The following is a 21278-nucleotide window of genomic DNA, read 5'->3' as shown; positions in this document are numbered from 1 at the left end:
GGTTAATTTCCATTTACTTCATTTCGAGACGTGGCCTATTCGCCACTACCATTTTGAAACATCGTTAACCGTTTATTACCCCTGCCTCAGCCGATCAGATGGCTGAGATCGTTCCAGGTGGCAAAAACCATCAACGACAGAATCATTGCAAGTCCTACCTTGAAGGCAACCTCCTGCGCGGCGGCGCTGATCGGTCTCCCCCTCACTGCCTCTAGCGCATAGAGGATTAAGTGCCCGCCATCAAGCACCGGAATTGGCATCAAATTCAGCAATCCAATGGAGACTGACAGAACCGCAGCCAATTGCAGCAGTGCTGCAACGCCAAGCGTTGCCACCTGCCCCGATGTCTGGGCAACGCGGATGGGGCCGCCAAGCTGATCGGCGCTCATCCGCCCGGCCACCATTCCCTTGATATAATCGAAGGTGCTGGTGACAACGGCGCCCGTCTGGCGCACCCCTTCAACCAGGGCTCGGCCCGGGCTCAGCTTTTCCACACGAAAATTGCCGCTCTGCTGCGTGGTGACGATGCCGATCTGCCCAAGCTCGACCTTGTTGCCAAAACGGTCCGTGGTCGTGACCCGGCGCGGCGTCATCGGCAGCACCATCAGGCTATCGCCGCGCCGCACCTTCACATCGATGGAAACGCCGGGCCGCAGGCTGATATAACGAACGACATCGTCGAATGTCCGGACGGCTTCACCATCCAGCGAGACGAGAATGTCGCCCGGTTCCACGCCAGCCGCAGCCGCCACGCCATCGGCCCGCACTTCCGCCACGACGGGATCGGAAACGGGCTTGCCGAGAATGCCGAGCGTGATGGAGAAAATAACGATGGCGAGCAGAAAATTCGCAATCGGTCCAGCCGCCACAGTGGCGGCGCGCTTCCAGAGCGCCGCACCGGCCAGAGTCTGGGCGCGCTCCTGCGGGGTCATAGCGTCAAGCTCGGTTCCATCCGCCTTGCTGGACGAATCGGCATCGCCAAAGAAGCGCACATAACCACCCAGCGGTATGAGGCTGAGCTTCCAGCGCGTCCCATGCCGGTCATTGAAGCCGAGCAATTCCGGCCCGAAACCGATGGAAAAAGCCAGAACCCGGATGCCAGACCAGCGGCCAACCAAGTAATGCCCCATCTCATGCACGAATACGATAAGCGAAAGCACACATATGAATGGCAGGATATAGCCTGTGAGAAAGCTGATAATCGCCATTCCGCCTCGCTCCCTTACTGGCCCCTTCCTTGCAAAACCCCCGCCAAAGCAGGGGGCAAGCGGCAAGCCAAACCCGCAACCGGGCCTTTACTCATTCGTCCTTAGCAGACTTACGACCGTCCAGCCAGATCGAACAGCAGAAAGCCGACAGAATCGGTTGCGCCGTGCTGGATAGCCGCAAGAGCCATAGCAATTGCAAATGCCGCGAAGCTTGCCGATACCAGTCCGTCAACACGGTCCATGACGCCGCCATGGCCGGGAATGAGATGGCTCGAATCCTTGACGCCAAACCGGCGCTTGATGAAGCTTTCGAACAGGTCCCCCACCTGGCTTGCAACAGACAGCACCAGCGCGATCAGCGGAATCCGCCAGCCGCCCAGCGAAAAATAGGAGAGCACCACCAGAGAGCCACCCGCCACGCCAGCCAGCGTGCCGCCAATTGCCCCAGACCACGTTTTTCCGGGCGAAATGCGCGGTGCAAGCTTTGGCCCCTTCAGCGTGCGGCCAACGAAATAGGCAAGAATATCGGTGGCCCAGACCGTTACGAACAGAAAAAGCATGGCGACAAAGCCCAGCGCATCGTCGTCGCGGATGCCGGCAAGGGCCACGATGCCGAAACCAGCATAAAGCACGCCGCCCGGCAGCCACCACGGCCAGCGGCGCAGGGCCGCCATGAGCACAAGCGTCACAAGAAAACCGGCCAGCAACGGCAGACTGAAGCCCGGATCGCCGAAAACCACATTGGCTGCGACAGCCGCCACTGCCGCCCAGCCAACCGCCAATCCGCGAATGGTTCGCTCGCCAAGGCGCGTCATGCGCGCCCATTCCCAGAACACGCCAAGCCCGATGACCGCCGCCAGCAGACGAAAGAGCAGGCCGCCATACCATGTGCAAACCAGCGCGACGGCAATCATGACGATGCCCGAACGGATTCGCAGGCTGAGCTCGCGGGACATCACGCCTGCGACCCCGCAACAGCCGGGGGCGTGACCGCACCGAAACGGCGGACCCGGTTGCCATATCGGGCGATTGCCTCGAAAAACTGCTCCCGGCCGAAGTCCGGCCAGTATTCCGGCACGAACATCAATTCGGAATAAGCAGATTGCCAGAGCAGGAAATTGGACAGACGCTCCTCGCCGCTCGTGCGGATGATCACATCGGGATCGGGTATTCCGGCCGTATCCAGGCGCTGCGAAATCATCTCAGGCGTCACGGCGCCGGGCTCCAGCCTTCCTGCCTCAACATCACGGGCAATCGCCTGGACCGCGCGGGCCAGTTCATCGCGCGCGCCGTAATTGAAGGCGATGACCAGCACCAGCCCGCCATTGTTGCGGGTCGTTTCCTCGGCCTCGAGAAGAAGATTGAGAATATCCGATGCCAGCCTGTACCGGTCGCCGATGACCTTGATACAGACATTGGACGCATGAAGTTCGGCCAGATCGCGGCGGATGAAGAATTTCAGCAAGCCGAAGAGATCCTGGATCTCCGCCTCTGGCCGGCGCCAGTTTTCTGAGGAAAAGGCAAACAGGGTCAGATATTTCACGCCGACCTCGCCCGCAGCCCGCACCACGGTGCGCACCGCCTCCACGCCCTGCTTGTGGCCAAAGGAGCGCGGCTGGCCGCGTTCATTGGCCCAGCGGCCATTGCCGTCCATGATGATGGCGACATGCTTGGGGACGTTGCTCAACTCGGCTATCGTCATGACAGATCCTGTTCGAGGGCGCTACATCAAGCCGGCGTCTGGCAACGCGCCCGATGAACCGCCGGAATTTGCCGGCAGCATGGGGGCCTCCCGCCGGCTTCAGGGCGATGCAAAGGTGGCATGAAAGCGGCGCAAGTGCCCATAAGCAACCAGAACCACCGCCTTTACGCCACCGGCAGGGCGTTTTCAGACCTGCATGATTTCCTTTTCCTTATCGACGAGCAAGCGGTCGATCTCGGAAATCGTATCATCTGTCATCTTTTGCACCTTTTCCGACTGCGAGCGGGCATCGTCCTTGCCGATGTCGCCGTCCTTTTCAGCCTTTTTCAGGGCATCCATGCCATCGCGGCGCACGTTGCGCACCGCCACCTTGGCATTTTCGGAATAGCCATGCGCCACCTTGACCAGCGACTTGCGGCGCTCTTCGTTCAGTTCCGGCAGCGGAATGCGCAGGTTCTGGCCATCGACGATCGGATTGAGGCCGAGATTGGATTCGCGAATGGCGCGATCCACCGCCCCCACCATGGATTTGTCCCAGATGGAAACGCCCAGCATACGCGGCTCGGGCACGGTGATATTGGCCACCGTGTTGAGCGCCACGCGCGAGCCATAGGCCTCGACCATGACCGGATCGAGAATGTTCGCAGAGGCGCGGCCCGTGCGCAGCGAGGCAATATCGCTCTTGAATGCGGTCACAGCGCCTTCCATACGGCGCTTCAGAGCGCCAAGGTCGATACCATCAGACATGTCACTTCTCCGTATGCTGTTCAGATATGGGCTTTGAAACCATCAAATGCCCTGGAGTCAATCGTCGCTGACCACCGTCTTCAAGCCGCCACCCGTCAGGATCTGGCCGAAACCGCCCTTTTCATGAATGGAAAAGACGATGATCGGAATATGGTTTTCCCGCGCCAGCGCCACGGCGGCAACATCCATGACCGCCAGGCCCTTTTCCAGAACCGCCGCATGGGACAACGTATCGAAGCGCGTTGCGGTCGGGTCCTTCTTGGGATCGGCGGAATAGATGCCGTCCACCTGCGTTCCCTTGAAGATGGCTTCCGCGCCGATTTCTGCCGCCCGCAGAGCCGCGGCCGAATCAGTGGTGAAGAACGGGTTGCCCGTGCCGCCCGCGAAAATCACCACACGGCCCTGCGCCAGATGGTGAATGGCGGCGCGCTGGGAAAAACTTTCACAGATTTCCGGCATGGCAATCGCCGACAGAACGACGGTATCGATCTCGAGCTTGCGCAGCGAGGTGGCGAGCGCCAGCGCGTTGATGACGGTGGCGAGCATTCCCATATGGTCGCCGGTCACGCGGTCGCCGCCCTTGGAGGCCACGGCCACGCCACGGAAAATATTTCCGCCGCCGACCACGACACCCACTTCCACGCCCATGCTGCGGGCCTCGGCAATATCGCCTGCGATGCGGTCTGCCACGGCCACGTCAATCCCGAAGCCCTGGCTGCCCATCAAGGCTTCGCCAGAGGCTTTCAACAAAACACGCTTGTAAAGGGGTTTGGAGGTCATGGTTTCTCCTGATGCGTCTTCAATGGCCTCGCAAGCGAATGGCTGCGCGGCGCCAGAGCGGTAAAAAACACGGGGGGCGCGACAAGATCGTGTGGGAAGGCGCGCCGCAAACCCACCCAACTCAAAGCCGGATACACGAAGGGCACCGCGTTGTCACGCGATGCCCAAAGTTTTCCCGTATTAGCAACGTCAGGAAGATACGATCAGCCCTTGGCGGCTGCCGCGACTTCGGCTGCGAAGTCGGTTTCTTCCTTTTCGATGCCTTCGCCCAGCAGCAGGCGAGCCATGCCGGTGACTTCGATCGGCGCACCGACTTCCTTTTCAGCTTCCTTGATGGCGGCTGCAACGGTCAGATCGGGATTGATGACGAAAGCCTGCGACAGAAGCGCAACTTCTTCGAAGAACTTGCGCATACGGCCTTCCACCATCTTTTCGATGATGTTGTCCGGCTTGCCGGAAGCGCGGGACTGTTCGATGAAGACGTTACGCTCGCGTTCAGCGACGGCGGCATCGACTTCTTCAGAGCGAACGGCCAGCGGGTTGGTGGCGGCGATGTGCATGGCGACCTGACGGCCAATGGCAGCCAGCGCGTCCTTGTTGCCGGTGGACTTCAGCGCAACGAGAACGCCGAGCTTGCCAAGGCCATCGGCCACGGCATTGTGAACATAGGTGGCAACAACGCCATCTTCTACGGAAAGCTGGGCAGCGCGACGCAGCGTCATGTTTTCGCCGATGGTGGCGATTGCGTCCTTGATGCTGTCGGTCACGGTCTTGCCGGTTGCCGGATAGTTGGCGGCGCCGATGGATTCGACGGAACCTTCGGTGGAAAGGGCAACCGAGGCAATGCCGCGAACGAGGTCCTGGAAGGCGTCGTTACGGGCAACGAAGTCGGTTTCGGAGTTGACTTCGACGACGACAGCGGTGGTGCCGGAGCTGGCAACGCCGATGAGGCCTTCAGCGGCGGTGCGGCCGGACTTCTTGTCGGCCTTGGCAATGCCCTTGGCGCGCAGCCAGTCGATGGCGGCTTCCATGTCGCCAGCGGTCTCTGCGAGAGCCTTCTTGCAATCCATCATGCCTGCGCCGGTCTTTTCGCGCAGTTCCTTCACCATTGCTGCTGTGATTTCGCTCATTGTTTGCCTCTTTTGCGTTCATGGGGCGCGTCCGAATCGCGAAAACGCAACCGGCGCCCAGGCTGGGCACGACTGTACCCGAAACTGTTACAGCGTGATGAAGACTTCGATCGCGCCGTGAAAAACCTTGGGAAACCATGGGCTTCCTGAAAGGAGCAAGCCGCCAAACAGCAATTGCTGCCCGGCGGCCCGAAAACAACAGACAGGACGGAAAGCCATGCTTTCCGTCACCGTCCCATCGATCAAGCTTCGGCAGCGCCTTCGAGAGCCGGCTCGATCGGAGCTTCGGAGGAAGCGCCGATGTCGCGGCCCGAAGCGCCCTGCTGGCGGGCGATGCCGTCGATGGCAGCGCGCGAGATCAGGTCGCAGTAGAGGGCGATGGCGCGCGAGGCGTCGTCGTTGCCGGGGATCGGGAAGTCGATCAGGTCCGGATCGCAGTTGGAGTCGATGATGGCGACGACCGGGATGCCCAGACGCTTGGCTTCATCGATAGCGATCTTTTCCTTGTTGGTGTCAACGATCACCATCAGGTCCGGAACGCCGCCCATGTCGCGGATACCGCCGAGAGCCTTTTCCAGCTTCTCGCGCTCGCGCTCAAGGTTCAGACGCTCCTTCTTGGAATAGCCCTGGGCTTCCGAGTTGAGGATTTCGTCCAGCTTGCGCAGGCGCTGGATGGAGTTGGAAATGGTCTTCCAGTTGGTCATCATGCCGCCGAGCCAGCGGGAGTTGACGTAGTACTGGGCAGAACGCTTGGCAGCGTCGGCGATCAGGTCGGAAGCCTGACGCTTGGTGCCGACGAACAGCACGCGGCCACCACGGGCAACGGTGTCGGATACGACCTGAAGGGCGCGCGACAGCATGGGAACCGTCTGGGCCAGGTCGATGATGTGGATGTTGTTACGATCGCCGAAGATATACGGCTTCATCTTCGGGTTCCAGCGATGCGTCTGGTGGCCGAAGTGTACACCAGCTTCGAGAAGCTGACGCATGGTAAAATCAGGCAATGCCATGCCTTTGTCTCCTTTTTCCGGTTCAACCCCCGTGAAGCGAACAGCATTTCGCAAGAAATGCCACCGGGCGGAATTTTGCGGATTTCTCCCGCACAATCCCAAGCTCCACGTGTGGAATGCCGGTCGCCTTATAGGCAAACCGGCAGCAAATCAAGGCTTATGAAGCAAATAAGCTTATTTCGGCGGCTGGCAGGCCGCTTTGTCCAGCATTTCCAGCTTCGAAAGCTTGCCGGTCAGCACCACGTCGCCATAATCCAGTGTCAGATCCCGCGTTACACCGTTTTCGAACAGATTGAAGGACTGGGTATAGACGGGAAGCTGATCGCCATTGCTCCCCTCCTCATCGAAATAGGCGATGGATACCGGCCAGTAGGTCGAACCCTTCAGGGGATCGCTGCGGTCTGCGGCATTTTTCATGGCCTTTCCGACAACGGTCGTCGTCAGATAGGATTTGTCGCCATCCTCCGTGCCGTCGAAGACGCGCGCCTCCAGAAACCTGTCGCCCTTATGCGCCATGGTCAGGATTTCCAGCATATGCTGGGCGGGAAAACGCGCGCTGGCAAGCTCTATCTCCTTGCGCTGCGGCTGGCGTATTTCCACCCGCACACCATCTTCCTTGCGGTTGGCGGCACCTTTGACGTCCTTGTCCATCTTGTCGTCGGTGTAGGATTTGCTCTCGAAATCGAATCGCTTTGCAGCCGGGTCCTCGAAGGTCGTGACCTGCTGGTCTGTCACCGAAACGTTATCGCCCGTCTCGATCTTCGTCACGAATCGGAAATTGGTGGTGTAGCCATTGCAGGCAGAACCGTTGAATTCATAGACCATGCGCCCGCTCATGCCATCGACGCCGGACTGGTCGGAGGCCCGCTTCAACGTGATGTCGTAGGTGGCCCGATGCGGCTGAAGCTCTGCCCCCGCCTGCGGATCGACGCTGACCGGGGTTGCCGCGACACTGCCTGCCATTGCAAGCATGAGGGCCAGGGTTGCCTGCGGCATTCACATTCTCCTGTCATACGACGCTGTTATTCGGCCCGAAGATGGAATATCAGTTTTGCCATCCGGAAATCCTGACGAAGCAAAGATATAAATCTTCATCCGGCAAAAGCGAGGCGGTTCCGCTTCATCTTCAAGTTATCACCACGATTCCTCTGGAATGCAATTCGGGAAAGAACATGTCCGACACCATCGACAGCCGTCTTGAAGCCCTTGGCATCTCCCTGCCGCAGGCCGCAGCCCCCGCCGCCAATTACGTGCCTTACGTCATCAGCGGCAATCTGCTTTACCTCTCCGGCCAGTTGCCGATGGAAAACGGCACGCTCGCCGTAACCGGCCTTGTCGGAAAGGATGTGGACGTGAAGGGGGCGGAGCGCGCCGCCGAGCTTTGCGCCATCAACATTCTTGCCCAGGCAAAGGCCGCCCTTGGCGATCTGTCGCGGATCGTGCGCGTCATCAAGCTCAACGGCTTCGTGGCGTCAGCGCCCGGCTTCGTGGAGCAGCATCTCGTCATCAACGGCGCGTCAAACCTCATCGCCAACGTGCTGGGCGATGCCGGCAAGCACGCCCGCGCCGCCGTTGGCATGGCCGCCCTGCCCCTCAACGCCGCCGTTGAAATCGACGCCATCATGGAAATTGCCCTGTGAGCGATGCAGGCTGGATCAAGGACGTGCCGGTCGCCCATCGCGGCCTGCACGACCAGAACAAGACCGTTTGGGAAAACACGCTCTCCGCCGCCCGCCGGGCGATAGAAGCCGGTTACGCCATCGAATGCGACCTGCAATATGCCTCCGACAGCGTGCCGGTGGTTTTTCATGACGACGACATGGCGCGGCTTTGCGGCATTCCCGGCGATGTCAGAACACGCACCTCCGGCGAATTGAAGATGATGGCCATTGGCGGCACCGCCGACAGGGTGCCGACGCTGAAGGACCTTCTCCTGACGGTCAAGGGACAGGTGCCGCTGGTGATCGAGCTGAAGGGCCGCGAAGGCGATGACGAAGGCTTTGCCGAGGATGTGCTGGAGGTGCTGTCCGGCTATCAGGGCAAGGTGGCGCTGATGAGCTTCGATCACCACCTGCTCAAGGCTCTGAAAGCCGCCAATTGCCCCTATCCCGTGGGCCTGACGGCCGAAGGCGCCGATCCTGAAAGCTTCTTTGCCCATGACGAGGCGATGCAGCTGGGGCTGGACTTCATTTCCTACAGCGTGGCCGATCTGCCCAACAGCTTCATCGAGGCGCAGCGCCGCAAAAACATTCCGGTGATTACCTGGACGGTCAGGGATGAAAACGCGATGCGCCATACCTATACTCATGCGGACCAGATGACATTCGAAGGATTCGATCCGCGCAGCGTTTGAAGACCGGAACGTCAAACGGCCTTCCTGTGCTCCAAACATGGCGTGAAAGGCGAAAGCTATGCGGCAAGAGATTACCATCCGGGTCGCAAAATCCTTCTCCGACATCGACAGCGCCGGATGGAACAGGCTTTCCGGCGCTGCCAGAGCCCATGGGCCCAGAACCCATGCAAATGGCATTTACAACCCTTTCAACACCTATGCGTTTCTGAGCAGCCTTGAGCAATCCGGCTCTGCGACGGCAAAGACCGGCTGGCTTGGCCATCACATCCTGATGGAAGACGAGGCAGGCGGCTTGCTGGGCGCCATTCCCTGCTATCTCAAGAGCCATAGCCAGGGCGAATATGTCTTCGACCACGGCTGGGCCGATGCGCTGGAACGGGCGGGCGGGCGTTATTATCCCAAGCTTCAGGCCAGCATTCCCTTCACACCCGCCACCGGCCCACGGCTGATGATCGCGCCGGACATCGATCCAGCCGGCGCCCGCGCGGCATTGGCGGACGGGCTTGCAGAGGTGGCGCGCCAGCTGGGCGTCTCCTCCGCCCATGTCACCTTCCTGCCTGAGGCTGAACTTGCGAGCTTCGAAGATGCCGATTTTCTGCATCGGACCGATCAGCAATTTCACTTCATCAATCGCGGCTACGCCAATCACGAGGCCTTTCTCGCCGAGCTTTCCTCTTCCAAACGCAAAAACCTGCGCAAGGAGCGCCGGGCCGCGTTGGAAAACGGCATTTCCATCGACTGGCTGACCGGCAAGGATCTGACGGAAGACATCTGGGACCAGTTCTTCGGCTTTTACATGGATACCGGCAGCCGCAAATGGGGGCGACCCTACCTCACCCGCAGCTTTTATTCGCTGATCGGCGAGCGCATGGGCGATGACATTCTGCTGGTGATGGCCAAACGCAATGGCCGCTATGTGGCGGGCGCCATCAATTTCATTGGTGGGGATACACTATTCGGGCGGCATTGGGGCTGCATCGAAGATCATCCCTTTCTGCATTTCGAGGTCTGCTATCATCAGGCCATTGATTTTGCGCTGGAAAAGGGGCTCAAAAAGGTGGAGGCCGGAGCACAGGGCGAGCATAAGCTTGCACGCGGCTATGAGCCCGTCACCACCCATTCCGCCCATTTCATCACTCATCCGGGGCTGAGACGCGCCATTGCCGATTATCTGGCCCGTGAACGCGAGGATGTGGAGCGCATGGGCGATTATCTCGAGCAACATACGCCCTTTCGCAAGGGTGAGCTTCAGAATAAGGAACAGGATCATGAGTCATGAAAACTGACTCTGGCCATGGTATTTCGAATAACTCAAACACCTGACAGGCTTGGGATATTCGAAACGCCATGAGAGCAGGGTCGCGTAAACGTCTTCGCGCCCCGGAATGGATACGGGTACAGGATCCGGCTGCAAAAGCAGGATCGTGCCAACCGACACGAAAAGGAGTTCTACATGTCCGCGACCTACGATCCGAACAATATTTTCGCCAGGATTCTCAAGGGCGAAATTCCGTCCGTGAAGCTATACGAGGATGCGGACGTGGTGGCCTTCATGGATGTCATGCCGCAGGCGCCGGGTCATCTGCTGGTCATTCCCCGGCAGGGTTCACGCAATCTGCTGGATGCCGATCCCGCCGTGCTGGCAAAGCTGATGCCCGTGGTGCAGAAGCTTGCCTTGGCCGCAAAGGAGGCCTTCGAAGCTGATGGGATCTACGTGGCGCAATTCAACGAACCGGCGGCAGGGCAAACCGTATTTCACCTGCATTTCCACGTCATTCCCCGCCATGACGGCCAGCCGCTGAAGCCGCATAGCGGCGGCATGGAAGACATCGAGGTGCTGAAGGCCAACGCCGAAAAGATCAAAGCCTGCCTTTGAGTGCGTATAAAAGGGGGTGTGACCGCCCCCTTCTTCTCAAGCTTCAACCGGCATGTAAGCGTTTCGTTCCGGAAACGGCCAGTCCTTCAACACCGCCCTATCCGGTCGGAAAATTTCCACCTTCAAGGGATGGCAAGCCGCCGCATCGCTGGAATGCGAGGTGCTGCAATCGCCGCCCGGGCAGGCGGAGAGGCCACCGAGAAGATCGATTTCCGCGAAAAATTCCAGATAATCGCCCGGCCGCACCGGGCTTGCCTTCATGAAATACTGGTGTGTATCGCGGGTGAAGCCGGTACACATGAAGACATTCAGCACATCATGCACATGCGGTTCGGCTTCGCGAAAGCCAAGACCCTTTGCGCTCGACAAGGCATTGCACAGGTTGGAATGGCAGCAATGGTGATAATCGCCGCCGGTCAGCAGCTTGTTGGTATAGGGGTCGCAGCGGGTGCCGATAACATCGTGCACGCTGCCACCATCGTCATCGACACCATACCAGGAAAGCGTATCGGCGGTTATCGTCGCCATCGGGCGCAGCGAGGGCATATTGCTCCATAGCCGATGCCCGACCGAAAGATGCGTGGCGTGCAGCGCCCGCGTCTTGCCGCTGAAAAAGCGCTCGTTCAGGTCGTGGGCGTTCCACAGGTTGAGATCGCCCACCTGCGGCCCCTCAATGCTAACGATACGGAAAAAATGCCCTTTGGGCACGGAAAAGCAGCGTCCATCGCGCGGTGGAACGATCACTTCATCGATCTTTTCCATGCCCTTTCTGGCTTCGGCAAGCAAGGAGAGGTCTGGTGGTGTCAGGCTGCCATTGGGGTAGACCAGCACCGGCTTTACGGAACGGCGCTGATCTGCATCGGCAGGCGCGGAGGCAATGACGGTCATGGAAAACTCCCGATAGAGTTGAGCAGAAAACTTGCCACCAATTTCCGCATATTCCGGGCAAGAACAAGAGAGCTTCTGCTTGCGGTCAGCCTAAGTCTGGCTTAGCCTGCGGGCAGATGCAGGCCATGAAACTTCCTCCCCTCGCCGCAATCCGGGCTTTTGAAGCGGCTGCCCGACTGGAAAGCTTTGCCCGTGCCGCCGAGGAGCTTGGCACCACGCCCGCAGCCGTCAGCCAGCATGTGCGGGCACTCGAAGACTGGCTGGGCGAAAAGCTGTTTGCCCGCAAGGCGCGCGGTGTGGCGCTCACCAAAGAGGGCCGCGCTTTTGGCGCAGAGGTTTCCGCGGGTCTTGGCCTGATTGCCACGGCAGCCGAACGGCTTCGAAAACCCGGCCGAAACCGCCATGTCTCGCTCTCCTGCCTGCCCTCGGTGGTCAATCACTGGCTGGGAGAGCGGCTACCCGATTTTCACAGACAACACCCCGGCCTGCATGTGTCGATCAGCTACGCCCCCGATGCGCAAAGCGCCGAACAGGCCGGCACCGATCTTATCATCTGCCACGGGCGCCAGCCTGCCGCCGACGCGGCGCTGATCGTCAGTGGCGAAACGCGCCCCGCCGCCTCGCCGGACTTTATATCAGCGCATGGCCCGTTCGAACGTCCCGGCGACCTTCTCACCGTTCCGCTCCTGCACGACAAATCCCCGGCAAGCTGGGGGCGCTGGTTTGCAAAGCTTGCCATAGAGGCCAAGCCGCAGGAGGGGCCGATCTTTGCGGATTTCAACCTGTTGCGCAGTTCGCTGCTGGCGGGGCTTGGTGCGGGGCTCTGCCCACTTGCGCTGATTCGCAGGGATGTGGAGGAAGGCAGGCTGGTGCTGCTTTTCGACGAGGGCAGCGATCAGGATCAGGGCTACTGGCTGGTCGCGCGGCAAAAGCCATCGGCTGCAGCCCGCCTCATGCAAGGCTGGCTGATTGCGGAAGCCGCGGCCTCACAACAGGGCAAGGCCTGAGGCAAGCGTTGCCAGCGAAACGACCACGCCAACAATCACCTTCTTGCCCGCCAGCAGAAAGGCCAGGAAACCAAGCCCCGTGGCCGCAAGCCGAAGCCAGAGCGGCGAGCCGCCAAGTTCACCGGTGGGAAAAACGATAAGCTTTGCCGTAACCGCCATGACGAGGGCGGTGGCGACCGCCCGCACCCAATGCAACGCCTCCGAATCATCGCGAAGCCGGTTTCCCGCAAGCACGCCCAGCCAGCGCCACATATCCGTGGCCAGCCACCCTGCAACGATGATGACGACATAGGTCCAGATTTCGCCGTTCATGTGTCCACCCTCTTCGGTTTGCGGGCGCGAATGAAATGCCGATCCACCAGATAGGCCAGCGTTCCGCCGCCAAGCCCGGCAATCAGAATGTCGAAGCCGGGCGCCAGAAGCGCCAGCAGCGGACCGCTGACAATGCCAATGACAAAGGCCACCTTCACCACGGAATGCTGCGCCGTGGCCCAGATGGAAACCACGAAATAAATCGGCGTGAGGAAAAACAGCGTGGCAGCCACCAACGGCGGAAAGGCCGAAACCAGACCGTAGCAAAGGCCGACCAGCATGGTGTTGATCGCCACCAACGTCAGGCTGAAACCGGCAAAGAACGCCACCCGCCCTTCCCTCGGCACCGTCTTGAGATTGCCCATGGCGTAAACCCAGGCGGTAATGGCCACGAAATGCGAGAGAAACAGCAAAAGCCAGGTCGGCGTCCTGCGCCCCCGCATTTCCGGCACCAGCGAGGCCACCATGGGCATCATGCGGATAGAGGAAAGGCAGACAGCGGCAAAACAGGCCAGCAGATTGGCGCCGCTCGACATCATGCCAATCAGGATGAGCTTGGCGGGCAGCGCCCAGACAATCGCGGTCATGAACATGGCCTGTTCACGACTCACGCCCGATTCCAGCGCAAAGGCGCTGAAGCCAACGAATGACACCATCAGGATAAGCGCTGGCAGACTGAACAGACCCCGCACACCCATGAAGAACCAATGGGATTGCGAGAGGGCTGGCTGTTGCAGTGTCATGAAGCATTGCACCTGAGAGAGGGCTGTTGACCGTCCCGCGTGGACGCGCGCCTCCTTCACTATATCAACGGCGTGCGAATGTCTCGGCCGTAAATTGCAAGGCTGCCTTCACGAAAAATGCCGGGCAAGTAATGCCCGGCATCCTTATCGAGAGAACCTTACTTCTTCTTTGGCACTTTCGGCACGGCCGATTTGCGGGAGGCCTTCGCTCCATCCTCCCCAGCCATCGGGGTGGCGTCTGGCGTTGGCTCCGGGCTCTTGGCCTCGGTCGCCTTAGCCTCGGACGCCTTGGCCTTGTTCGCCTTGACGGGCTTGGTCAATACGTCACCGTCCGTTCCGCCCGCCTCCGCGACCACTTCGGCCTCCGGCCTGGGCTGCACCGGCGCCTGTTCGGAAATGGCTTCCAGTGCAAGCTCTTCCACGCCGTCCTTCATTTCGGTAGAGACCTTGACGACACCACCCTTCTTGAGCTTGCCGAACAGGATCTCGTTTGCCAACGGCTTCTTGATATATTCCTGAATGACACGGCCAAGCGGGCGCGCCCCCATTTTCTCGTCATAGCCGCGCGTGGCGAGCCATGCGACCGCTTCCGGCGCCAGATCGAAGGTAACGCCACGCTCCGAAAGCTGGGCTTCCAGCTGCATCACGAACTTCTGCACCACCTGATGGATCACCTCGGTCGGCAGCGGCGCGAAGGGAATGATCGCATCCAGACGGTTGCGGAATTCCGGGGTGAACAAGCGGTTGATCGCCTCTTCATCCTCGCCGCTGCGCTTGGAAGAACCGAAGCCGATTGCAGCCTTGGCCATTTCGGAAGCGCCCGCATTGGTCGTCATGATGAGGATGATGTTGCGGAAATCGATCTTCTTGCCGTTATGATCGGTCAGCGAACCATGATCCATGACCTGCAACAGGATGTTGTAGATGTCCGGATGGGCCTTTTCGATTTCGTCCAGCAGCACCACGGAATGCGGATGCTGATCGACCTGATCGGTCAACAGGCCGCCCTGATCGAAGCCGACATAACCGGGAGGCGCGCCCAGAAGACGCGATACCGTATGACGCTCCATATATTCCGACATGTCGAAGCGCAGAAGCTCAACCCCGAGAGAGGCGGCAAGCTGTTTTGCCACTTCGGTCTTGCCCACGCCTGTGGGGCCGGAAAATACATAGGAGCCTATCGGCTTGTTGGGCTCGCGCAGGCCCGCCCGCGCCAGCTTGATGGCGGTGGCGAGCGCCTCGATGGCCTTGTCCTGACCATAGACGACAGAGCGAAGCTCCTTTTCCAGATTGGCGAGAACCATCTCGTCATCCTTGGAAACCGTCTTCGGCGGAATGCGGGCCATGGTGGCAATCGTTGCCTCGATCTCCTTTTCGGTGATCAGCTTGCGGCGGCGTGAGGCGGGCAGCAGCATTTGCGCGGCACCCGTTTCATCGATCACGTCGATAGCCTTGTCCGGCAGCTTGCGGTCGCTGATGTAGCGGGCCGAAAGCTCCACGGCGCTCTTGATGGCCTCATTGGTGTATTTGAGCTTGTGATAATCCTCGAAATAGGGCTTAAGGCCCTTCATGATCTCGATGGCGTCATCGATGGACGGCTCGTTGACGTCGATTTTCTGGAAACGGCGTACCAGCGCCCGGTCCTTTTCGAAGAACTGGCGATATTCCTTATAGGTGGTCGAGCCGATGCAGCGAATGGCGCCCGAAGAAAGCGCGGGCTTCAACAGGTTCGACGCATCCATCGCCCCGCCGGACGTGGCGCCAGCACCGATGACGGTATGAATTTCGTCGATGAACAGCACGGCGCCCGGAAAATCCTCAAGCTCCTTCACCACCTGTTTCAGCCGCTCCTCGAAATCGCCGCGATAGCGCGTACCGGCCAGCAGCGTGCCCATGTCGAGCGAAAAAATGGTGGCATTGGCCAGCGCTTCCGGCACCTTGCCCTCGACGATACGCTTGGCAAGGCCTTCGGCAATCGCGGTTTTGCCAACGCCGGGATCGCCGACGTAAAGCGGATTGTTCTTGGAGCGGCGGCACAGAACCTGAATGGTTCTGTTGACCTCGTCGTGGCGGCCGATCAGCGGATCGATCCGGCCGTTCCTGGCCTTGTCGTTAAGGTTGACGCAATAGGCCTTGAGCGCATCCTGCTGCTTTTTCGCGGCACCTTCCTCCTGCTCGCGGGCGGGCTTTGCATCGCTCTCCTCCTCCGCGCCGCGCGGCGGACGAGGCTGGGATGCACCGGGCCGCTTGCCGATCCCGTGAGAAATATAGTTCACGGCATCGTAACGTGTCATCTCCTGTTCCTGGAGAAAATAGGCCGCATGACTTTCACGTTCGGCAAAGATGGCCACCAGCACGTTTGCGCCGGTGACTTCCTCACGCCCGGAGGATTGCACATGGATCACGGCGCGCTGGATGACGCGCTGGAAACCGGAGGTGGGCTTGGAATCCTCATCATACCCCGTCACCAGATTGGCCAGCTCGTTATCCACGTAATCGCTGACGGTCTTGCGCAGGGCGTTGAGATTGACATTGCAGGCGCCCATGACGGCTGCCGCGTCTGCGTCATCGATCAACGCCAGAAGCAGGTGTTCGAGCGTGGCATATTCGTGGTGCCGCTCGTTTGCATAGGTGAGTGCCTGATGAAGCGCCTTTTCGAGGCTGGGAGAAAATGTTGGCACGGTCAGATCCTCATTTCTTTTCCATGACGCATTGCAGCGGGTGTTCGTGCTGCCGTGCGAAGTCCATGACTTGGCTTACCTTGGTCTCGGCGACTTCATAGGTGAAGACGCCGCATTCCCCTACCCCGTGGTTGTGTACATGCAGCATGATGCGGGTTGCTGCTTCCCTGTCCTTCTGGAAAAACCGCTCAAGAATGTGAATAACGAAGTCCATGGGCGTGTAATCGTCGTTCAACAGCAGCACGCGATACAGATTGGGCTTTTTGGTCTTGGGCTTGGTGCGCGTGATGACAGAGGTCCCCCGCCCCGGAGTCTCTCCGCCATTCTGGTTCTGCATGACGATCGGTCTTGCGATCATTTCCACTCATTCTCCCGAGGTCCAGGCTGGCCTTCTCACAAGGCGAATCCCCGTCACTGGACCTCTCCCATGTAAAGTAGTCCATTTTCCGCGAATTTTAAGCCCATCGCAATGTGCCGGGAAGGAAATTAAGGTGAAATCGCTTTTTCCACCATGACACAGTCTCCGGGAAATACCGCCTTGACGCCGGTTTGAAACGCTTGAAACCCGGGCCGGTTCGCCGCAATGCTCAAAAAGCGGTAAAAGATGGAAATGCCTTCCCTCAGGAAGGGCTGAAAAGGATTTTTTTGGCACAGCCGGGGCGCTTCGCCTGCCCCTTCACGGGACAGGCGCAAGCTTCAAATTTTATATCCTGAGCGAAAAAACATGTGCGGAAAGCCTGCCTGCACGGTTCCCTTGCTACAAACCGGCGGTGCGCGCGCCTGCGAAAATAAAAACGGCCGCAGAAGCGGCCGCCAAACTCACCATCATATCTGCCGATACCCTCTCCGGTCAGGCCGGAAGATCAAAGGGCTGCGGAAGCAACCGGCGATTTCGCCATCTGCGCCTCAAAAGGGCGATAAGCGGTCTTGGCCAGATCCGCATACATTTCACCGATCTTGGTGGCTTCGGCAACCATGGATTCGTAGGAGCTCTTGGCAAAGCTCAACTGCAATTCCATTGCCGCTTCCACACTGCGCACGCCCGTCAGGCTTTCCACATGCGAGGCGAGATCCTGAAACGACTTCTTCGAATATTCAGAAGCCTCGGCGGCGATTGCCTGCCAGCCCTTGGCGACCTCGGAATAATTCTTCACCATGCTATCCACGGCTTCCTTCCCCTTCTTGTTCGCTTCTTCGAAGTTGAACATGCCAACACTCCTTTTTTCCTCTTTGGCTGCGCGCAGTTTATGGCATCAGCGAAATAAAGGTCAAGCGAATTTGTGCGGCGCAAAATCCTCTCATGGTTGCAATTGAGCCCATGAAAAAAGGCGGCCCGGTATCCGGCCGCCTCATCATTCAGAGAAATCTTAATAAATTTTTCCGAGCGCAACCCAGGATTACAGATCACCATCCAGAATTGCCATGGAGAAATTGTAGGAAAGATCGCCGTCTTCATCGTCCTTGAAGACCACCCCCAGGAATTCGTCGCCGAGATAGACCTCAGCGGAATCGTCCTTGCGCGGACGGGCCTTCACGGCCATGTTGGCGTTGAACATGCGCTTGAAATAGGCGTCAAGCTTCTTGATTTCGTCAGGTTTCACAAAAATCTCCATGCTTGGAAGGTGTGTCCGGCCAGAAGCCGCCAATGGAAAGCGGCCTGACAAAGCGCCAGCCCCGTTCGATGCGCCGCTTGTGCCATGCTGGCAGCGGAAGTGTAAACCCGCAAAACGCCGCAAATGTCCCCGCAACGCCCCTGGTATTTCTAAGGGGTTGTTTTCCAGCAGTTCTTTTGCCCTTCGTCCACGGTCTATGAAAAGGCGGGGACGGTTGATTGCCGCCCGCCTATTCATCCTCCAGCACGAACTGGTTCATGCTGCGCGATGGCTCCGCGCAGCCTGCCTCACCCACGATCTTTGCCGGAACGCCTGCGACCGTCATGCCCCTCGGCACCGGCTTGAGAACCACCGAACCTGCGGCAATGCGGCTGCATGTTCCGATCTCGATATTGCCCAGAACCTTTGCTCCCGCGCCGATCAGCACGCCATTGCCGATCTTCGGATGGCGGTCGGCGCCCTCCTTGCCGGTTCCGCCAAGCGTCACGCCATGGAGAATGGAGACATTGTCGCCGATACGCGCCGTTTCGCCCACCACGAGGCCGGTGGCGTGATCGAGAAAAATCCCGCGTCCCATCATTGCCGCCGGGTTGATGTCGGTCTGGAAAACGCTGGACGAGCGGCTTTGCAGGTAAAGCGCAAAGTCCTTCCGGTCCTTGCCCCACAGCCAATGGGCCAGGCGGTGGGTCTGGATGGCGTGGAACCCCTTGAAATAGAGAACGGGATCCATGAAGCGCGTGCAGGCCGGGTCGCGGTCGTAATAGGCCTGAATATCGACGCGCAAAATCACGCCCCATTCCGGCCAGTCCTCGAGCATCTCCGCAAAGGCCTGCCGGAGCAGCACCGATTGCACGTCGGGATGGTCCAGCCGCTCGCAGATGCGATAGATGACACTCTCTTCCAGCGAGCGATGGTTGAGAACCGTCGAGTAGAGAAAAGCCGCCAGAACGGGGTCGCGCTCAGCCGCCAGCCGCGCCTCATGGCGCAGGCTATCCCAAATCGGATCCATCTGCTTGACATGCTCCCGCTGGGCCAGTTCGTTCATGAGGGCCATCGGTGTCTCCTGATTAACAAGTCGGACGCATTATATAGATCATCGAGGCGCGAAACCAGATGGGGGCAGGCATGAGAAAAGCGCGACTTTTCGCCAATGGCGCAATCAAGGCGGCGATCCAGGACGATACCGGCGCCCTCATCATCGACAATGACCGGCGCAAGAACGCGCTCAGCCTTGCCATGTGGCGCGCCATTCCCGACGCCATGGACTGGTTTCACGAGCAGGCGAGCCGGGCCGTGATCCTCATGGGGGCGGGCGAGCGCGACTTCAGCGCCGGTGCGGACATTTCCGAATTCGACGTGGTGCGCGCCGATGCGGGTCAGGCAAGGCTTTACGAGGCGCAAAACAGCGCCGCCTTTGCCGCAATCCGCAACGCGCACATGCCGGTCATCGCCGCCATACGCGGCGTATGTTACGGCGGGGCCATGGGCCTTGCCGCCGCCGCCGATCTGCGCCTTGCCGATGACACCGCGGTTTTCGCCATTCCAGCCGCCCGTCTCGGCCTCGCCTATCCCGCCGATGCGGTGGAGGATCTTTTGCGGGGGCTGGGCCGGCAAATGGTGCGACGCGCCCTTTTTACCGGCGCCGCTTTCCGGGCAGAGCAAATGCTGGCCTGCGGCTTTCTGTCGGAGATCGTTGCCCCCGGCGAGCTGGAAGCGCAGGCATTATTGCTGGCCCAGACCATTTCCGCCAATGCACCGCTTTCTGTCGCCTCCGCAAAGCTTGCCCTGCTGGCGGCCGAATCCGGCGATGACGGCTTGCTGCGGGAAGCAACCGTGCTGGGCGCCTCCACGTTCGAAAGCAGCGATTACAGGGAAGGCCGCGCGGCCTTCCGCGAGAAGCGCCCGCCCCGCTTTACGGGAGGCTGAAACACGTAAAAAGGCGGATCAGGACAGCGCTTCGTAGAATTCCAGCACCGCTTTCTTGAACACCCTGTCCCCCACGGCCAGCATGTGGTCGCGGCCGGGAATATCCACTGCCTGCGCCTGCGGCATCAGCGCCGCCAGCTCCTGCGGCGAGCCCGCAATGTCATCGCGGGTGCCAACGCCGACAAGGGCCGGAACATCGATCCGCGCCATCTGCTCGGGCGTCAACAGATCACGCGACGTGCTGATACAGGCCGCAAGCGCCAACCGGTCGCTCTTCGTCTGCTCGGCAAAGGCGCGAAACATGCGCCCGCGCTCATGGGTGACATCGTCGAGCGATGGCGCAAGCAGGGCCTCGGCAATCGGATCCCAATCGCCAACGCCGGTGCACATGCCGATGCCCAGGCCGCCGAGAACCAGTGATTTCAGCCGGTGCGGATAGGCAAGCGCCAGAAAGGCGGAAATACGCGCCCCCATGGAATAGCCCATGACATGCGCATCCGGCAGGCCCAGATGATCCAGAAGCGCTGCCGCATCCTCCGCCATCTGGCCGGGATGATAGGCCTGCGGATCTCGCGGCTTGTCGCTTGCGCCGTGACCGCGATTGTCGATGCCTATGACGCGGTAGCCCGCATCGCCCAGCGTCTTCAGCCAGCCCGGATGCACCCAGTTGACCGTGGCACTGGACGCAAAGCCGTGGATCAGCAACACCGGACTGCCGGAGGGCTCACCATCGTCGAAATAGGCAAGCTCCAGCCCGTCATGGCGGAAGGAGGAAAAGGCGGGCGCATTCAGATTCATCACATCATCCATCATCGAACGGCCAGGACCGCGCATGGCCCGGAGAAAGTATGTGCGCGCCTGTCTATTGCCTCTACACTTTCGCGTCAAATGTGATTAATGTCCGGGCACTTCAACGGCAGCAGACAATGTAAGGTTAAGATCATGGCCGGTCATTCCATTCCCCATTTCCAGAACGACGGCGGGCATCCGGCCATCGAAATCGGCGTGAAGGAATTCATGTGCACTGGGGCTTCCGCGCCCTTCGATCATCCGCATATCTTCATCGATCTCGGCGATGACAACGAAAAGGTCTGCTCCTACTGTTCCACGCTGTACCGTTACAACAGCGCGCTCAAGGCGCAGGAAACAATTCCCGCCGGTTGCGTCTATCACATCAAGGCGGCCTGACGCTCCTCATCTGCCGAACGCGGGGTGTCACCCATCCCGCAAGTCGTGACACGCAGAAGGCCGGAAGGCGGCATGTGCATTGGCACTATGCGACCCTTCCGGCAGCAAAGAGGC

At 59.8% G+C, this 21278-nt stretch carries 25 protein-coding genes; 8 read left to right on the top strand and 17 right to left on the bottom strand.

The features are described 5' to 3' along the window. Positions 1-86: 86 nt before the first annotated feature. From rseP to T424_RS0102250, 3 genes are all read right to left on the bottom strand, one after another. Positions 87-1208 (bottom strand): RIP metalloprotease RseP, encoded by a 1122-nt coding sequence (gene rseP / locus T424_RS0102260; RefSeq protein ID WP_027486279.1) that lies wholly within the window; start codon positions 1206-1208, stop codon positions 87-89. Positions 1209-1318: 110 nt separating this feature from the next. Beyond that, positions 1319-2164: a phosphatidate cytidylyltransferase gene (locus tag T424_RS0102255; RefSeq protein WP_027486278.1), complete on the bottom strand. Its 846-nt coding sequence runs from the start codon at positions 2162-2164 to the stop codon at positions 1319-1321. Continuing rightward, the gene (locus T424_RS0102250; protein ID WP_027486277.1) at positions 2164-2910 is read right to left on the bottom strand and encodes an isoprenyl transferase; all 747 of its coding nucleotides are present in this window, start codon (positions 2908-2910) and stop codon (positions 2164-2166) included. The genes T424_RS0102255 and T424_RS0102250 overlap by 1 nt, the downstream gene beginning before the upstream one ends. On the opposite strand from T424_RS0102250, the gene T424_RS23130 reads away from it, so the two are divergent. Next, entirely contained in the window at positions 2909-3034 is a 126-nt protein-coding gene (locus T424_RS23130; protein WP_269076418.1) for a hypothetical protein, read from the top strand. The two genes, T424_RS0102250 and T424_RS23130, sit on opposite strands and share 2 nt — an antisense overlap. 62 nt (positions 3035-3096) lie before the next feature. Here T424_RS23130 and frr read toward each other — a convergent pair whose 3' ends face one another. The 5 genes from frr to T424_RS0102215 all read right to left on the bottom strand — a co-directional run bounded on the left by frr (position 3097) and on the right by T424_RS0102215 (position 7573). After that, positions 3097-3657, bottom strand: coding sequence for a ribosome recycling factor (gene frr / locus T424_RS0102240; RefSeq protein ID WP_027486276.1), 561 nt, complete (start codon positions 3655-3657; stop codon positions 3097-3099). Between the two features lie 57 nt (positions 3658-3714). Further along, entirely contained in the window at positions 3715-4437 is a 723-nt protein-coding gene (gene pyrH / locus T424_RS0102235; protein ID WP_027486275.1) for a UMP kinase, read from the bottom strand. Positions 4438-4640: 203 nt separating this feature from the next. After that, complete coding sequence (tsf, locus tag T424_RS0102230) at positions 4641-5567, bottom strand: translation elongation factor Ts (RefSeq protein ID WP_027486274.1); 927 nt, start codon at positions 5565-5567, stop codon at positions 4641-4643. Positions 5568-5809: 242 nt separating this feature from the next. After that, complete coding sequence (gene rpsB / locus T424_RS0102220) at positions 5810-6577, bottom strand: 30S ribosomal protein S2 (RefSeq protein WP_027486273.1); 768 nt, start codon at positions 6575-6577, stop codon at positions 5810-5812. 174 nt (positions 6578-6751) lie between these two features. After that, positions 6752-7573: a cell envelope integrity EipB family protein gene (locus T424_RS0102215; RefSeq protein WP_027486272.1), complete on the bottom strand. Its 822-nt coding sequence runs from the start codon at positions 7571-7573 to the stop codon at positions 6752-6754. Positions 7574-7749: 176 nt separating this feature from the next. On the opposite strand from T424_RS0102215, the gene T424_RS0102210 reads away from it, so the two are divergent. The 4 genes from T424_RS0102210 (at position 7750) to T424_RS0102195 (ending at position 10806) form a co-directional block, all read left to right on the top strand. Next, positions 7750-8217: a RidA family protein gene (locus T424_RS0102210; RefSeq protein ID WP_027486271.1), complete on the top strand. Its 468-nt coding sequence runs from the start codon at positions 7750-7752 to the stop codon at positions 8215-8217. After that, positions 8214-8930 carry a glycerophosphodiester phosphodiesterase gene (locus T424_RS0102205; RefSeq protein ID WP_027486270.1) on the top strand — a complete coding sequence of 239 codons (717 nt, stop codon included), beginning with the start codon at positions 8214-8216 and terminating at the stop codon, positions 8928-8930. Before T424_RS0102210 ends, T424_RS0102205 begins: the two co-directional genes overlap by 4 nt. Before the next feature lie 58 nt (positions 8931-8988). Continuing rightward, positions 8989-10209 (top strand): GNAT family N-acetyltransferase, encoded by a 1221-nt coding sequence (locus tag T424_RS0102200; protein ID WP_027486269.1) that lies wholly within the window; start codon positions 8989-8991, stop codon positions 10207-10209. Positions 10210-10383: 174 nt separating this feature from the next. Continuing rightward, positions 10384-10806 (top strand): HIT family protein, encoded by a 423-nt coding sequence (locus tag T424_RS0102195; protein WP_027486268.1) that lies wholly within the window; start codon positions 10384-10386, stop codon positions 10804-10806. 36 nt (positions 10807-10842) lie between these two features. Here T424_RS0102195 and T424_RS0102190 read toward each other — a convergent pair whose 3' ends face one another. Beyond that, positions 10843-11694 carry an urea carboxylase-associated family protein gene (locus T424_RS0102190; protein ID WP_027486267.1) on the bottom strand — a complete coding sequence of 284 codons (852 nt, stop codon included), beginning with the start codon at positions 11692-11694 and terminating at the stop codon, positions 10843-10845. 125 nt (positions 11695-11819) lie between these two features. Between T424_RS0102190 and T424_RS0102185 the strand changes: the two genes are divergently transcribed. Beyond that, positions 11820-12701 (top strand): LysR substrate-binding domain-containing protein, encoded by an 882-nt coding sequence (locus tag T424_RS0102185; protein ID WP_027486266.1) that lies wholly within the window; start codon positions 11820-11822, stop codon positions 12699-12701. Here T424_RS0102185 and T424_RS0102180 read toward each other — a convergent pair. The 7 genes from T424_RS0102180 to cysE all read right to left on the bottom strand — a co-directional run bounded on the left by T424_RS0102180 (position 12681) and on the right by cysE (position 19104). Beyond that, positions 12681-13013 carry an AzlD domain-containing protein gene (locus tag T424_RS0102180; protein ID WP_027486265.1) on the bottom strand — a complete coding sequence of 111 codons (333 nt, stop codon included), beginning with the start codon at positions 13011-13013 and terminating at the stop codon, positions 12681-12683. The genes T424_RS0102185 and T424_RS0102180 overlap by 21 nt on opposite strands. Further along, a complete protein-coding gene (locus T424_RS0102175; RefSeq protein ID WP_051558733.1) occupies positions 13010-13756 on the bottom strand; it encodes an AzlC family ABC transporter permease in 747 nt (248 codons plus the stop codon). The genes T424_RS0102180 and T424_RS0102175 overlap by 4 nt, the downstream gene beginning before the upstream one ends. A 158-nt stretch (positions 13757-13914) precedes the next feature. Then, entirely contained in the window at positions 13915-16437 is a 2523-nt protein-coding gene (gene clpA, locus T424_RS0102170) for an ATP-dependent Clp protease ATP-binding subunit ClpA (protein WP_027486263.1), read from the bottom strand. 10 nt (positions 16438-16447) lie between these two features. After that, positions 16448-16795, bottom strand: a complete 348-nt coding sequence (gene clpS, locus T424_RS0102165; protein WP_027486262.1) for an ATP-dependent Clp protease adapter ClpS — start codon at positions 16793-16795, stop codon at positions 16448-16450. Between the two features lie 505 nt (positions 16796-17300). After that, a complete protein-coding gene (locus T424_RS0102155; RefSeq protein WP_027486260.1) occupies positions 17301-17645 on the bottom strand; it encodes a phasin family protein in 345 nt (114 codons plus the stop codon). A gap of 189 nt (positions 17646-17834) precedes the next feature. Further along, positions 17835-18038 carry a DUF3126 family protein gene (locus T424_RS0102145; RefSeq protein ID WP_027486259.1) on the bottom strand — a complete coding sequence of 68 codons (204 nt, stop codon included), beginning with the start codon at positions 18036-18038 and terminating at the stop codon, positions 17835-17837. 241 nt (positions 18039-18279) lie between these two features. Beyond that, on the bottom strand, positions 18280-19104 hold the full coding sequence (gene cysE / locus T424_RS0102140; RefSeq protein WP_027486258.1) for a serine O-acetyltransferase: 825 nt from the start codon (positions 19102-19104) through the stop codon (positions 18280-18282). 71 nt (positions 19105-19175) lie between these two features. Here cysE and T424_RS0102135 point away from each other — a divergent pair, with 71 nt between their 5' ends. Then, a complete protein-coding gene (locus T424_RS0102135; RefSeq protein WP_027486257.1) occupies positions 19176-19976 on the top strand; it encodes an enoyl-CoA hydratase-related protein in 801 nt (266 codons plus the stop codon). Positions 19977-19994: 18 nt separating this feature from the next. On the opposite strand, the gene T424_RS0102130 is transcribed toward T424_RS0102135, so the two are convergent. Next, a complete protein-coding gene (locus T424_RS0102130) occupies positions 19995-20774 on the bottom strand; it encodes an alpha/beta fold hydrolase (protein ID WP_027486256.1) in 780 nt (259 codons plus the stop codon). A 144-nt stretch (positions 20775-20918) separates the two neighbouring features. Here T424_RS0102130 and T424_RS0102125 point away from each other — a divergent pair, with 144 nt between their 5' ends. Further along, positions 20919-21164, top strand: a complete 246-nt coding sequence (locus T424_RS0102125; RefSeq protein WP_027486255.1) for a zinc-finger domain-containing protein — start codon at positions 20919-20921, stop codon at positions 21162-21164. Positions 21165-21278: the final 114 nt, after the last annotated feature.

It is taken from the genome of Allorhizobium undicola ORS 992 = ATCC 700741 (genome assembly GCF_000621665.1).
GTDB classification, from domain to species: Bacteria; Pseudomonadota; Alphaproteobacteria; order Rhizobiales; family Rhizobiaceae; genus Allorhizobium; species Allorhizobium undicola.
The sequence above is the reverse complement of the archived record's forward strand: the minus strand, read 5'-3'. Positions and strand labels throughout refer to the sequence as shown.

Excerpts from the sequence above, each read along its gene's own strand:
- T424_RS0102195 (WP_027486268.1), top strand. The coding sequence starts at position 10,384 with ATGTCCGCGACCTACGATCCGAACAATATTTTCGCCAGGATTCTCAAG.
- cysE (WP_027486258.1), bottom strand. The coding sequence starts at position 19,104 with ATGGCCCTCATGAACGAACTGGCCCAGCGGGAGCATGTCAAGCAGATG.
- T424_RS0102210 (WP_027486271.1), top strand. The coding sequence starts at position 7,750 with ATGTCCGACACCATCGACAGCCGTCTTGAAGCCCTTGGCATCTCCCTG.
- T424_RS0102175 (WP_051558733.1), bottom strand. The coding sequence starts at position 13,756 with ATGACACTGCAACAGCCAGCCCTCTCGCAATCCCATTGGTTCTTCATG.
- frr (WP_027486276.1), bottom strand. The coding sequence starts at position 3,657 with ATGTCTGATGGTATCGACCTTGGCGCTCTGAAGCGCCGTATGGAAGGC.
- T424_RS0102180 (WP_027486265.1), bottom strand. The coding sequence starts at position 13,013 with ATGAACGGCGAAATCTGGACCTATGTCGTCATCATCGTTGCAGGGTGG.
- T424_RS0102190 (WP_027486267.1), bottom strand. The coding sequence starts at position 11,694 with ATGACCGTCATTGCCTCCGCGCCTGCCGATGCAGATCAGCGCCGTTCC.
- T424_RS0102215 (WP_027486272.1), bottom strand. The coding sequence starts at position 7,573 with ATGCCGCAGGCAACCCTGGCCCTCATGCTTGCAATGGCAGGCAGTGTC.
- T424_RS0102130 (WP_027486256.1), bottom strand. The coding sequence starts at position 20,774 with ATGAATCTGAATGCGCCCGCCTTTTCCTCCTTCCGCCATGACGGGCTG.
- tsf (WP_027486274.1), bottom strand. The coding sequence starts at position 5,567 with ATGAGCGAAATCACAGCAGCAATGGTGAAGGAACTGCGCGAAAAGACC.
- clpS (WP_027486262.1), bottom strand. The coding sequence starts at position 16,795 with ATGATCGCAAGACCGATCGTCATGCAGAACCAGAATGGCGGAGAGACT.
- T424_RS0102125 (WP_027486255.1), top strand. The coding sequence starts at position 20,919 with ATGGCCGGTCATTCCATTCCCCATTTCCAGAACGACGGCGGGCATCCG.
- rseP (WP_027486279.1), bottom strand. The coding sequence starts at position 1,208 with ATGGCGATTATCAGCTTTCTCACAGGCTATATCCTGCCATTCATATGT.
- pyrH (WP_027486275.1), bottom strand. The coding sequence starts at position 4,437 with ATGACCTCCAAACCCCTTTACAAGCGTGTTTTGTTGAAAGCCTCTGGC.
- rpsB (WP_027486273.1), bottom strand. The coding sequence starts at position 6,577 with ATGGCATTGCCTGATTTTACCATGCGTCAGCTTCTCGAAGCTGGTGTA.
- T424_RS0102250 (WP_027486277.1), bottom strand. The coding sequence starts at position 2,910 with ATGACGATAGCCGAGTTGAGCAACGTCCCCAAGCATGTCGCCATCATC.
- T424_RS0102135 (WP_027486257.1), top strand. The coding sequence starts at position 19,176 with ATGAGAAAAGCGCGACTTTTCGCCAATGGCGCAATCAAGGCGGCGATC.
- T424_RS0102155 (WP_027486260.1), bottom strand. The coding sequence starts at position 17,645 with ATGTTCAACTTCGAAGAAGCGAACAAGAAGGGGAAGGAAGCCGTGGAT.
- T424_RS0102185 (WP_027486266.1), top strand. The coding sequence starts at position 11,820 with ATGAAACTTCCTCCCCTCGCCGCAATCCGGGCTTTTGAAGCGGCTGCC.
- T424_RS23130 (WP_269076418.1), top strand. The coding sequence starts at position 2,909 with ATGACAGATCCTGTTCGAGGGCGCTACATCAAGCCGGCGTCTGGCAAC.
- T424_RS0102255 (WP_027486278.1), bottom strand. The coding sequence starts at position 2,164 with ATGTCCCGCGAGCTCAGCCTGCGAATCCGTTCGGGCATCGTCATGATT.
- T424_RS0102200 (WP_027486269.1), top strand. The coding sequence starts at position 8,989 with ATGCGGCAAGAGATTACCATCCGGGTCGCAAAATCCTTCTCCGACATC.